This is a genomic window from Streptomyces sp. YS415 (genome assembly GCF_023544665.1).
GTDB lineage: Bacteria > Actinomycetota > Actinomycetes > Streptomycetales > Streptomycetaceae > Streptomyces.
In genome coordinates this window covers 64,795-76,955 of sequence record NZ_JAMJFL010000012.1, presented here as the reverse complement: position 1 = coordinate 76,955, position 12,161 = coordinate 64,795, and the positions used below count along the sequence as shown (strand labels likewise).

General features: G+C 72.6%; 9 protein-coding genes. 6 read left to right on the top strand and 3 right to left on the bottom strand.

Annotation, left to right across the window (positions count from 1 at the left end; all coding sequences use genetic code 11):
- Window positions 1-11: 11 nt before the first annotated feature.
- On the bottom strand, window positions 12-1,664 hold the full coding sequence (locus M8H82_RS17395; RefSeq protein WP_250074940.1) for a M4 family metallopeptidase: 1,653 nt from the start codon (window positions 1,662-1,664) through the stop codon (window positions 12-14).
- A 101-nt stretch (window positions 1,665-1,765) separates the two neighbouring features.
- On the opposite strand from M8H82_RS17395, the gene M8H82_RS17390 reads away from it, so the two are divergent.
- Window positions 1,766-2,236, top strand: coding sequence for a gamma-glutamylcyclotransferase family protein (locus M8H82_RS17390; RefSeq protein ID WP_374211673.1), 471 nt, complete (start codon window positions 1,766-1,768; stop codon window positions 2,234-2,236).
- On the opposite strand, the gene M8H82_RS17385 is transcribed toward M8H82_RS17390, so the two are convergent.
- Both M8H82_RS17385 and M8H82_RS17380 read right to left on the bottom strand, forming a co-directional pair.
- A complete protein-coding gene (locus M8H82_RS17385; protein ID WP_250074937.1) occupies window positions 2,190-4,286 on the bottom strand; it encodes a molybdopterin oxidoreductase family protein in 2,097 nt (698 codons plus the stop codon). The genes M8H82_RS17390 and M8H82_RS17385 overlap by 47 nt on opposite strands.
- 103 nt (window positions 4,287-4,389) lie before the next feature.
- On the bottom strand, window positions 4,390-5,058 hold the full coding sequence (locus tag M8H82_RS17380) for a vancomycin high temperature exclusion protein (RefSeq protein ID WP_250074935.1): 669 nt from the start codon (window positions 5,056-5,058) through the stop codon (window positions 4,390-4,392).
- A gap of 172 nt (window positions 5,059-5,230) precedes the next feature.
- On the opposite strand from M8H82_RS17380, the gene M8H82_RS17375 reads away from it, so the two are divergent.
- The 5 genes from M8H82_RS17375 to M8H82_RS17355 all read left to right on the top strand — a co-directional run bounded on the left by M8H82_RS17375 (window position 5,231) and on the right by M8H82_RS17355 (window position 12,145).
- On the top strand, window positions 5,231-6,118 hold the full coding sequence (locus M8H82_RS17375) for a sirohydrochlorin chelatase (RefSeq protein ID WP_250074933.1): 888 nt from the start codon (window positions 5,231-5,233) through the stop codon (window positions 6,116-6,118).
- Between the two features lie 38 nt (window positions 6,119-6,156).
- Entirely contained in the window at window positions 6,157-7,437 is a 1,281-nt protein-coding gene (locus M8H82_RS17370) for a deoxyguanosinetriphosphate triphosphohydrolase (protein WP_250074931.1), read from the top strand.
- Between the two features lie 135 nt (window positions 7,438-7,572).
- Window positions 7,573-8,838 carry an FAD-dependent oxidoreductase gene (locus tag M8H82_RS17365; RefSeq protein ID WP_250074929.1) on the top strand — a complete coding sequence of 422 codons (1,266 nt, stop codon included), beginning with the start codon at window positions 7,573-7,575 and terminating at the stop codon, window positions 8,836-8,838.
- A gap of 29 nt (window positions 8,839-8,867) precedes the next feature.
- A complete protein-coding gene (dnaG, locus tag M8H82_RS17360; protein ID WP_250074927.1) occupies window positions 8,868-10,769 on the top strand; it encodes a DNA primase in 1,902 nt (633 codons plus the stop codon).
- 104 nt (window positions 10,770-10,873) lie between these two features.
- Window positions 10,874-12,145, top strand: coding sequence for an RNA polymerase sigma factor (locus M8H82_RS17355; RefSeq protein WP_250074925.1), 1,272 nt, complete (start codon window positions 10,874-10,876; stop codon window positions 12,143-12,145).
- Window positions 12,146-12,161 lie beyond the last annotated feature (16 nt).

The window sequence follows — 12,161 nt, the reverse complement described above, 5'->3', positions numbered from 1 at the left end:
CCCACCCGCTCTCACGCCACGTTGACCGCACTCCACGCCGCCCCCACCGCCGCGTACTCCGAACTCCCCGCCCCGTACAGATCCTTCGCCGCGCTCAGCGTCGCCGTACGCGCCCCGGCGTAGTCCGTGGACGACGTCATGTAGACCGTCAGCGCCCGGTACCAGATCGCGCCCAGCGCGTCCCGGCCGATCCCCGTCACCGAGGAGCCGTCGCAGGTGGGGGAGTTGTGCGCGGTGCCATTGATCGTCTTCGGCCCGCTTCCCTCCGCCAGCAGGTACGCGAAGTGGTTGCCGACGCCCGAGGAGTAGTGGACGTCGAGTCCGGCCGTCGCCGGGCTCCAGCAGTCCACCGAACTGCCGTCCCTGGACGGCTTGTCCATGAAGCGCAGCGCCTCCTTCCCGAACCCGTCCCGGACGATCTTCTCGCCGATCAACCAGTCGCCCGGATCGGCGGAGTTCGCCGCGTGGAACTCCACCAGCGTGCCGAAGACGTCGGAGGTCGCCTCGTTGAGCCCGCCGGACTCGCCCGAGTAGGTCAGCGCGGCCGTCTTCGACGTCACCCCGTGGGACATCTCGTGCCCCGCCACGTCCAGCGACACCAGCGGCCCGAGATTCGTCCCGTCACCGTCGCCGTACGTCATGCAGAAGCAACTGTCGTCCCAGAAGGCGTTGTTGTACCGGGTGCCGTAGTGCACCCGGTTGTACGAGCCCTTGCCGTCGCCCGCGATGCCGTTGCGGCCGTGGACGCCCTTGAAGTAGTCCCAGGTCATGTCGGTGCCGTACTGGGCGTCGACGGCGGCGGAGGCGCGGTCGGTGCTCGCGCCGGTGCCCCAGTGGTTGTCGGCGTCGGTGAACACCGTGGCGGGCGCCCGGCTGAGGCAGATCGTGCCCAGAAGGCAGAGGTCCGACTGGCCCCCCGCGTCACCGGTGTACGTGCCGCCGCGCGAGGCGTCCTTGAGCTGGTACGCCGATCCCGAGAGCGTCGTGTCGAGCGGCACGGTCCCGCTGTACAGGGACTTTCCGTCGCCGCCCACGGTCTCCAGGGTGTCCCAGGCGTCGATCTGGTCGCCGGTGCGCGCGTCGGTCAGCACGGTCCGCCCGACCGGGTTGCCCAGGGAGTCCTTGGCCAGGACGTCCGTCTGCCAGGCCAGCTTCGGCGCGCCGTGCAGGGCGTCCACCACGAGCCGGGGCTTGGCGGTGAGCCGGCGGAGGGCCTCGCCGAGGTGGGCGCCGCGCAGGGCGTTCGCGGCGAGATCCGCGGCGCGGGCGGCGGGGAGCGCGGGGGTGACACCGGCGGCCGGGGCGAGGGACCCCTCGACGGCGCGGGAGGCGCCGCGGTAGGTCCCGTCCTTCGCGAGGTGGACGAGGAAATCGCCGCCCAGCACCGGCAACTGACGGTACGTCCGGTCGTAGCGGACGTGCTGCGTGCCGTCCGCGTCGACGATGACGTCCCGCACCTCGGTGTCCTGCGCCGAGGTCAGGCCCAGGGCCGCGGCATGGTCGACGAGCGCGGCGGCCGCGTTCTCGACGGCCACGGCCCGGGTCGGCCGGTCGGCGGCGCCCGCGGACGGGGTGAGTGTCGCGGCGAGCAGGCCGGCGGCGGTGAGGGTGACACCGGCGGTGGCGAGACGGGAACCTCGGACATGCGGCCGTATCCGGCTCATGGATCTCCTCGGGAGGGAGCGGGTGATCTTGTCCTGCGATTTAAGGGGGCATGACAGATCAGGGGCCAGGGCCGTCCCGTGGAGATGTGTGAGGGGTCAGAATCGTTTCTGTGACCCTTCCGTTCTTCGTCTACGGCACGCTGCGGCCCGGCGGGCCGAACCACGACCTCTTCCTGCGCGGCCGCACGCTGACGGAGGAACCGGCGGCCCTCGGCGGGGCGTGGCTCTACGACGGACCCGGATATCCCTACGTCGTCGAGGCGCCCGGCGGACGGGTCCACGGCGAGCTGATCACGCCGCGCCCCGACGCGTACCCGGACCTCCTGAGGGCCCTGGACAGGCTGGAGGACTACACGCCGGGAGGCTCGCGCAACCTCTACGAGCGCGTCGAGCGAGAGGTGACCACCGGCTCACGTCCGGTGCGGGCGTGGGTGTACGTGGCCGCACCCGCCGTGGCGGCACGACTGCGCGCCCACGGCAGGCTCATCGCCGGCGGCGACTGGGCCGTACGTCTATGCCGTACGGCTATAGCTGGCCCTCCACCGTCTCCACCCGCACCGCGCACACCTTGAACTCCGGCATGCGGGAGGTCGGGTCGAGCGCCGGGTTGGTGAGGGTATTGGCGCGGCCCTCGCCCGGCCAGTGGAACGGCATGAACACCGTGTCGGGGCGGATGGCGGTCGTGATGCGGGCCGGGGCCACCGCCCGGCCGCGGCGGGAGACCACCGCGAGCGGGTCGCCCTCGGCCGCGCCGAGCCGCGCCGCCAGCCGCGGGTGCAGCTCCACGAAGGGGCCGGGCGCGGCGGCGTTGAGCTCGTCGACCCGGCGGGTCTGGGCGCCCGACTGGTACTGGGACACCACCCGTCCCGTGGTCAGCAGCACCGGGTACTCCTCGTCCGGCTCCTCGGCCGACGCCCGGTGCGCGACCGGCACGAAATGGGCGCGGCCGTCCTCCGTGGCGAACCGGTCGTGGAACAGCCGGGGCGTGCCGGGGTGGACCGGCTCCGGGGCGTCCCCGTCCGCCGGGCACGGCCAGAAGACGCCGTTCTCCTCGACGATCCGGCGGTAGGTGATGCCGGAGTAGTCGGCGGGACCGCCCGCGCTGGCCCGGCGCAGCTCCTCGAAGACCTCCTCGGGGTCGGTCGGGAAGCCCTTCTCCACCCCGAGGCGGCCCGCGAGCTCGTGCATGACCACCAGGTCGCTGCGGATGCCGTCGGGGGGCGTGATCGCCTGCCGGCGCAGCAGCACCCGCCCCTCCAGGTTCGTCGTCGTGCCCGTCTCCTCCGCCCACTGCGTCACCGGCAGCACGACATCCGCCAGCGCCGCCGTCTCCGACAGCACGACGTCACAGACGGCGAGGAAGTCCAGGGACTTGATGCGCTCCTCGACGTGCGCGGCGCGCGGCGCGGAGACCACCGGGTTGGAGGCCATCAGCAGCAGCGCGCGGATGTCCGTGCCCAGCGCGTCCAGCAGCTCGTAGGCGCTGCGTCCCGGGCCCGGCAGCGAGTCGGGGTCCACGCCCCACACCTCGGCCACGTGCCGCCGCGCCTCGGGGTCCGTCAGCTTGCGGTAGCCGGGCAACTGGTCGGCCTTCTGGCCGTGTTCGCGTCCGCCCTGGCCGTTGCCCTGCCCGGTGAGGCAGCCGTAGCCGGACAGCGGACGGCCCGCCCGGCCGGTCGCCAGGCACAGGTTGATCCAGGCGCCCACGGTGTCGGTGCCCTTGGACTGCTGCTCCGGGCCCCGGGCGGTGAGCACCATGGCCGACTCCGGCTCGCAGAACATCCGTACCGCTTCGCGCAGTTCGGGCACGGACACGCCGGTGATCCGCTCGACGTACTCGGGCCAGTGCGCCAGCGCCTCCGCGCGGGCCTCCTCCCAGCCGGTCGTCCGCTCGCGGATGTACTCCTCGTCCGTGCGCCCCTCGGCGACGACCAGGTGCAGCAGCCCGAGCGCGAGGGCGAGGTCGGTGCCGGGGCGGGGCGCCAGATGCAGGTCGGCCTGCTCGGCGGTCTTCGTGCGGCGCGGGTCGACGACGATCAGGGTGCCGCCGTTCTCCCGCAGCTCGTGGAAGAAGCGCAGCGAGGGCGGCATCGTCTCCGCGAGGTTGGAGCCGACGAGGATCACACAGCCCGTTTTCGGGATGTCCTCCAGCGGGAACGGCAGCCCGCGGTCGAGCCCGAACGCCTTGATGCCGGCGGCCGCCGCCGAGGACATGCAGAAGCGGCCGTTGTAGTCGATCTGCGAGGTGCCGAGCACCACCCGCGCGAACTTGCCGAGCGTGTACGCCTTCTCGTTCGTCAGACCACCGCCGCCGAAGACCCCGACCGCGTCCGGGCCGTGCTCCGCCCGGGTGCGGCTCAGCCCCTCGGCGATCCGGTCCAGTGCCTCCTCCCAGGAGGCGGGCACCAGCGTGCCCTCGGAGCGCACCAACGGGGAGGTCAGACGCACCCGGGAGGAGAGCACTGCCGGCGCCGTACGGCCCTTGCCGCACAGCGCGCCCCGGTTGACGGGGAAGTCCGCCCGCTCACTCAGCTCGACCGTCCCGTCGGAGGCGGGCGTCAGATTCATCCCGCACTGCAGGGCGCAGTACGGACAGTGCGTGGGCGTGGCGGTGTTCTGCATGCCCTCCAGCGTGCTTCGGCCGTGTTACGTGCCGTGACGGCGGATTGTTACGCCGCGTCGACAGCCACCTCCCCGTCGGCCCCCGCCGCCGGTGAGGCACCGTTCACCGGCCGGCGGCCAGCGCCTTCGCCACCCCGGGTTCCGCCGGTCCGAGGAAGGTGGGGTCCGGCCGGAACACGGCGTCCAGCGCGGCCTTGCCCGCCGCGAGGATCTCCCGGGAGCCCCCGTAGTACCAGGTGGCGTCGTGCACGGCGGCCACCCCGACCCCGTACGACGTCACGCCCGCCGCCTCGCACAGGGCGACCGCACGCCGGATGTGGAACCCCTGGCTGATCAGCACCGCCTCGTCCACACCGAAGATCTTCTTCGCGCGCACGCAGGAGTCCCAGGTGTCGAAGCCGGCGTAGTCGCTGACGATCCGCGCGTCGGGCACCCCGTGCCGGGTCAGATAGGCGCGCATGGCGTCCGGCTCGTCGTAGTCCTCGCGGCTGTTGTCGCCGGTGACGAGGACGACCTTCACCCGCCCCGCGCGGTACAGCTCGGCCGCCGCGTCCAGCCGGTGGGCCAGGTACGGCGACGGCTCCCCCTGCCACAGGCCCGCGCCGAAGACCACGGCCACGTCGGTGCGGGGCGCGTCGGCGAGGGAGCGCAGCCGGTCGCCCGTGGAGAGGTACATCCAGGTCATCGGAAGCAGGGCCAGCACACACGCCGCCATCAGCGCCTGCACCAGCCGACGCTGTGCGGTGCGGGTGCGCGGCAGGCGGATCCTCATGCACCCTAGGACGTGGGACACCGCGGCCCGGTTGCGTGACCAAGGTCACCGAGGCCGCCGGAAGCCCAGGTCAGGCCCGCTCACACCGAGGGGTCCCGGACGGTGAACCTGCGGAAAAGACCCGTGACCCCCGCGCAACGGGGCGGCAACCTCCGGCCACCACCATCGGTTCATGACGGCGTCGCAATCGCTTCACGACGAGTCCACGTCCCTCGACAGTACGGCGCATCTCATGAACCGGATCAGCAGCCAGCTCGCCAGCCAGCTCAGCCTCGTCGCGCGCGACGGCCGGCGCCGCCCCACCCCGCCCGCGCTGGTGGTGGTGGCCCACGGCAGCCGGGACCCGCGAGCCCTGAGCACCGTCCACGCCCTCCTCGAGCGCGTCCGCGAACTCCGCCCCGGCCTCCCCGTACGTCTGGGCCACATAGAACTGAACGAGCCCCTGCTCCCCGACACGCTCGCCGCCCTGGACACGGACGAGGCGGTCCTGGTCCCCCTCCTCCTCAGCCGCGGCTACCACGTGAAGCGGGACATCCCCGAGATGGCGGCCGAGTCCGGCGTACGCACGAGCGTGGCGAAGCCGCTGGGGCCGCACCCCCTGCTGGTGGAGGCCCTGTACGACCGCCTGATGGAGGCCGGCTGGGGCGAGACCCCGGGAACGGCGGTGGTGCTGGCCGCGGCGGGTTCCCGTGACCCGGAGTCGAAGGTGGACACCAGCCGCACGGCGGCCCTCCTCTCGGACCGCCTCGGCGTCCCGGTGGTCCCCGCCTACGCCACGACGGCCGCCCCCACGGTTCCCGACGCGATCAAGCTGCTCACCGCCCGGGGCCACCACCGTATTGCGGTCGCCTCCTGCTTCACGGCCCCCGGCCGCTTCGCGACGGAGTGCGCGGCCCAGGCCCCCTGGATCGCATCGGCCCCCCTGGGCCCCCACCCGGCCATGGCCCGACTCCTCCTCCACCGCTACGACCAGAGCTTGGCAGCGAGGGCCGCGAGCACCCACCTCAGGGGCGCGGGGAACTGCGCGACCAGCCACCGGCGACCCGCACTCGCCACATAAGAGTCCTGGGCAGACGCGATGGCGCTTACTGTCGACCCATGGCGGACGAGAACCACATCCCACCCCCCGGCTACGACCCGACGTCGGTCGAACGCTGGTCCAAGGAACCCGACAAGCGCCCCGGCCGCACCGCCTTCCAGCGGGACCGCGCCCGCATCCTGCACTCCTCCGCCCTCAGAAGGCTCGCCGGCAAGACCCAGGTCGTCACCCCGGGCACCCGCAGCCAGATGTGGGACGCGAGCCCCCGCACCCGCCTGACCCACTCCCTCGAATGCGCCCAGGTCGGCCGCGAACTCGGCGCCGCCCTCGGCTGCGACCCGGACCTCGTCGAGGCTGCCTGTCTGGCCCACGACCTCGGCCACCCCCCGTTCGGCCACAACGGCGAACAGGCCCTCAACGAGTTCGCCCGGGACGTCGGCGGATTCGAGGGCAACGCCCAGTCGCTGCGGCTCCTGACCCGGATCGAGCCCAAGCGGTTCACCCCCGAGGGCTCCGTCGGGCTCAACCTCACCCGCGCCACCCTCGACGCCGCCACCAAGTACCCCTGGCCCCGGGGCGCCCACCCCACCGACCCCGCCTCCGGGAAGTTCGGCGTCTACGACGACGACCGGCCGGTGTTCGACTGGGTCCGCGAGGGCGCCCCCGCCGGCCGCGCCACCTTCGAGGCCCAGGTGATGGACTGGGCCGACGACGTGGCGTACTCCGTGCACGACGTCGAGGACGGCCTGCACGCCGGCCACATCGACCCCAACTGCCTGCACGCCGAACCCGAACGCCGGGCGGTCTTCGCGGTGGCCGTCGGACGGTACGTCCCCGCGGACACCGACCCGGCCGAACTCGCCGCCGCCCTCGACCGGCTCCAGGACCAGGAGTGGTGGCCGCACGGCTACGACGGGACCGCCGCCGCCCAGGCCCGCCTGAAGGACGCCACCAGCCAGCTCATCGGCCGCTTCTGCCTCGCCGCGGAGGGCGCCACCCGCGCCGCCCACGGCTCCGGGCGGCTCACCCGGTACGGCGCCGAACTCGTCGTACCCCGGGACGTCCGGCTGGAGTGCGCGGTGCTGAAGGCCGTCGCCGACCGGTACGTCATGCAGCGGGCCGAGCAGGAGCTGCTGCGGGCCGACCAGCGGATCGTCGTGGCCGAACTGGCGGAGGCGCTGACCGCGCGGGCGCCGGAGGGGCTGGACCCGCAGTTCCGGGCGCTGTTCGACCGGGCGCCCGACGACCGGGAGCGCAAGCGGGTGATCGTGGACCAGATCGCGTCCCTCACCGACGCCTCGGCCCGTTCGCTTCACGGACGCCTTACGGGGCACGCGTGAGAGTGCGGGGACATCAGTGAAGTGAAACGCGCCCGAATGTGACACTCCGTGGCCTGATCGGGCCACTCCCTCTTCCCCCATCACACTCCGTGCGGGACGCTCCCCTGTGGCGGCACCCTTACGAGGAGGCATCAAGTGGTCGACGCGGATCAGACATTCGTCATCGTCGGAGGAGGACTCGCCGGCGCGAAGGCGGCCGAGACGCTGCGGGCGGAGGGTTTCACGGGCCGCGTGATACTGATCAGCGACGAGCGCGACCACCCCTACGAGCGTCCGCCGCTCTCCAAGGGCTACCTCCTCGGCAAGGAGGAGCGCGACAGCGTCTTCGTGCACGAGCCCGCCTGGTACGCGCAGAACGACATCGAGCTGCATCTCGGGCACACCGTCGACGCGATCGACCGTACGGCGAAGACGGTCCGCTTCGGCGAGGACGGCACGGTCGTCCACTACGACAAACTGCTGCTCACCACCGGCGCCGAGCCGCGTCGCCTGGACATCCCGGGCACCGACCTGGCCGGCGTCCACCATCTGCGCCGGCTCGCGCACGCCGAGCGGCTCAAGGGCGTGCTGGCCGCGCTCGGCCGGGACAACGGCCACATCGTGATCGCCGGGGCCGGCTGGATCGGCCTGGAGGTGGCGGCGGCGGCCCGGGAGTACGGCGCCGAGGTCACCGTCGTGGAGCCGGAGCCGACCCCGCTGCACGGCGTCCTCGGCCCGGAGCTCGGCCAGCTCTTCGCCGAGCTGCACCGGGAGCACGGGGTGCGCTTCCACTTCGGGGTGCGGCTGACCGAGATCATCGGGCAGGACGGCGTGGTGCTGGCCGCGCGCACGGACGACGGTGAGGAGCATCCGGCGCACGACGTGCTGGCGGCGATCGGGGCGGCGCCGCGGACCGCTCTCGCGGAGGCGGCGGGCCTGGAGATCGCCGACCGCGCCCACGGCGGAGGAGTCGTCGTCGACGGCCGGCTGCGCACCTCCGACCCCGACATCTACGCCGCCGGTGACGTCGCGTCCTTCCCGCACCCCCTCTTCGGCACCGCCCTGCGCGTGGAGCACTGGGCCAACGCCCTGAACGGCGGCCCGGCCGCGGCCCGCGCGATGCTCGGCCGGGACGTCGTCTACGACCGGGTGCCCTATTTCTTCTCCGACCAGTACGACCTGGGGATGGAGTACTCCGGCTGGGCGCCCCCCGGCTCCTACGACGAAGTGGTGATCCGGGGAGACGCGGGCAAGCGGGAGTTCGTCGCGTTCTGGCTGAAGGAGGGCAGGGTGCTGGCCGGGATGAACGTGAATGTGTGGGACGTCACAGACCCGATCCAGCGGCTGATCCGCGCCGGGGCCCGGGTGAGCGCCGAGGCTCTGGCGGACCCGCACGCACCACTCGACAGTCTCATCCCTTAGCTGTCGGTCCGCCCCCGTAGAATTCACGCGTGGCTGGACGGATCAATGACGAGGACGTGAAGGCGGTTCGGGACGCGGTCCCGATCGACGCCGTGGTGTCCGAGTACCTCCAGCTGCGCAACGCCGGCGGCGGCAACCTCAAGGGGCTCTGCCCGTTCCACGACGAGAAGTCGCCCTCCTTCCAGGTCAGCCCGAGCAAGGGCCTCTTCCACTGCTTCGGCTGCCAGGAGGGCGGCGACACCATCACGTTCGTGATGAAGGTCGACCACCTCTCCTTCTCCGAGGCGGTCGAGCGCCTCGCCGCCCAGGCCGGCATCACCCTGCGCTACGAGGAGGGCGGCTACAACCCCGCCCACCAGCGCGGCGAGCGGATCCGGCTGGTCGAGGCCCACAAGATCGCCGCCGAGTGGTACGCCGAGCAGCTCGCCGTCAGCCCTGAGGCCGAGACCGGCCGGGTGTTCCTCGCCGAGCGCGGCTTCGACCAGGCCGCCGCGGTCCACTTCGGCGTCGGCTACAGCCCGCAGGGATGGGATCACCTCACCCGCTATCTGCGCGGCAAGGGCTTCTCCGACAAGGAACTGATCCTCTCCGGCCTCGCCCAGGAAGGCCGCCGCGGCCCCATCGACCGCTTCCGGGGCCGGCTGATGTGGCCCATCCGCGACATCGGCGGCGAGGTCGTCGGCTTCGGCGCGCGCAAGCTGTACGAGGCGGACAACGGCCCGAAGTACCTCAACACCCCCGACACCGCGATCTACCGCAAGAGCCAGGTGCTGTACGGCATCGACCTGGCGAAGAAGGAGATCGCGAAGTCCTCCCGGGCGGTCGTCGTCGAGGGCTACACCGACGTCATGGCCTGCCACCTCGCCGGGGTCCCGACGGCCATCGCGACCTGCGGCACCGCCTTCGGCACCGACCACATCAAGATCCTGCGCCGGCTGCTGATGGACAACGGCTCGGCCCGCGTGATCTTCACCTTCGACGGTGACGCGGCCGGCCAGAAGGCGGCCCTGCGCGCCTTCGAGGACGACCAGAAGTTCGCCGCCGAGACCTACATCGCCATCGCCCCCGACGGCATGGACCCCTGCGACCTGCGCCTCGCCAAGGGCGACGAGGCCGTCGCCGACCTGGTCGAACCCCGCACCCCGCTCTTCGAGTTCGCCCTCCGCCAGATCGTCGTGCGCTACGACCTGGACACCCCGGGCGGCCGGGCCGCGGCACTGGACGAGGCCGCGCCGATCGTCGCCCGCATCAAGAACAGCGGCGCCCAGCACGAGGTCGCCGTCCAGCTCGCCGGGATGCTCGGCATCCTCGACACCCAGTTCGTGGTCAAGCGGGTGGCGCAGCTGGCCCGTTGGGCCCGGGACCGCGGCGGCAAGGGCCCGGCCCCCGCACGCGGCGCGCGACAGCCGTACGACGCCGCCCCCCGGCCGATGGCGGCGGGCCCCGCGCTCAACCTCCGCAACCCCGTCTACGCCACCGAGCGCGAGCTGCTCAAGCTCGCTCTCCAGCGCCCCGAGCTGGTCTGCCCGGCCTTCGACGCGTACGGCATCGACGAGTTCACCGCCGCGCCCTACGCCGCCGTCCGCCAGGCGGTCATGGAGGCGGGCGGCGTCGAGTACGGCGTCCAGGACCCGCAGGACTACCTGGTCCGGGTGCGGGACGCGGCGCCCGACGACGCGGTCCGCGCGATGGTCACCGAGCTGGCCGTCGAGGCGATCATGCGCCGTACCGTCGACGAGAACTACGCGGGCGACCAGCTCATCACCGTCCGCCGCCGGGCCGTCGAGCGCCGCATCCGTGACATCCAGTCCCAGATGACCCGGCTCTCCGCCGGCGGGGACCCGGCCCAACTCGCCTCCGTGCAGAACGAACTGTGGGTGCTCCAGCAGTACGACCAGGCCCTGCGCGAGCACGGAGCCGCAGCTCTGTAGCCCTGCGGGCCCGCCGGCGGTGACCGCGCCGTCACGGACCGAACGCAAAAAGTCACCGCACGCCCCTCGTGGCGGCGATGTGTCGTACGCAACACTGGGTTCCGGTGCCTGAGTCCTCGGAGCGCGGCCGATCCGTCCCCTACGGGTCCCACACCCCCGCGGTTCCGCTCATCGCGTACGGGACGGACAGCGGCGAGGCCGCCGACTCCGCCCTCGAAGCCGCGCTGCCGCTCTTCACAGCAGCGATCATCCTGGAGGTCGCCCCCGTGCAGACCCAGACCCTCGCCCAGACCGACACGAGTACCGCCGGCGGCACGGACGTCCCACCGGACGAGGAGCCCGACGTCCTCGTCGCGGTGCCCCCGCAGAACCGTGCCGTGCACCACCCCGAGACCGAGCCGGAGACCCCGGCCGTCCTCGACGAACCGCCCGAGCCGGTGCGCGCCCCCCGGGCCGACAACAGCGGGCCGTCCTCGGACCTGTTCCGCCAATACCTGCGGGAGATCGGCCGCATCCCGCTGCTCACGGCCGCCGAGGAAGTCGAACTCGCCCGCCGCGTCGAGGCCGGTCTGTTCGCCGAGGAGAAGCTCAGCAGCACCCCCGACCTGGACAGCGAGCTGGCGCTGGACCTGGACCGGCTGGTGGTGATGGGCCGGATGGCCAAGCGCCGCCTGATCGAGGCGAACCTGCGCCTGGTGGTCTCCGTGGCCAAGCGGTACGTGGGCCGTGGCCTGACCATGCTGGACCTGGTCCAGGAGGGAAACCTGGGCCTGATCCGCGCCGTGGAGAAGTTCGACTACGCCCGCGGCTACAAGTTCTCCACCTACGCCACCTGGTGGATCCGCCAGGCCATGTCCCGGGCCCTGGCCGACCAGGCCCGCACCATCCGCGTCCCGGTCCATGTCGTGGAGCTGATCAACCGCGTCGTCCGCGTCCAGCGCCGCATGCTGCAGGAACGCGGCTACGAGCCGACCCCGGAGGAAGTGGCCGGGCAGCTGGACCTCGCCCCGGAGCGGGTGAGCGAGGTGCTGCGGCTGGCCCAGGAGCCCGTGTCCCTGCACGCCCCGGTGGGCGAGGAGGACGACGTGGCGCTGGGGGACCTGATCGAGGACGGCGACGCGGCGAGCCCGGTGGAATCGGCGGCGTTCCTCCTGCTGCGCGAGCACCTGGAGGCGGTGCTGTCCACGCTGGGCGAGCGCGAGCGCAAGGTCGTCCAGCTCCGCTACGGCCTGGCGGACGGCCGCCCGCGCACGCTGGAGGAGATAGGCCGCATCTTCGGCGTGACGCGGGAACGCATCCGCCAGATCGAGTCCAAGACCCTGAACAAGCTGCGGGACCATGCCTTCGCCGACCAGCTGCGGGGGTATCTGGACTAGGAGGGGGGCCGCCGGA

Excerpts from the sequence above, each read along its gene's own strand:
- M8H82_RS17395 (WP_250074940.1), bottom strand. The coding sequence starts at position 1,664 with ATGAGCCGGATACGGCCGCATGTCCGAGGTTCCCGTCTCGCCACCGCC.
- M8H82_RS17385 (WP_250074937.1), bottom strand. The coding sequence starts at position 4,286 with ATGCAGAACACCGCCACGCCCACGCACTGTCCGTACTGCGCCCTGCAG.
- M8H82_RS17380 (WP_250074935.1), bottom strand. The coding sequence starts at position 5,058 with ATGAGGATCCGCCTGCCGCGCACCCGCACCGCACAGCGTCGGCTGGTG.
- M8H82_RS17375 (WP_250074933.1), top strand. The coding sequence starts at position 5,231 with ATGACGGCGTCGCAATCGCTTCACGACGAGTCCACGTCCCTCGACAGT.
- M8H82_RS17370 (WP_250074931.1), top strand. The coding sequence starts at position 6,157 with ATGGCGGACGAGAACCACATCCCACCCCCCGGCTACGACCCGACGTCG.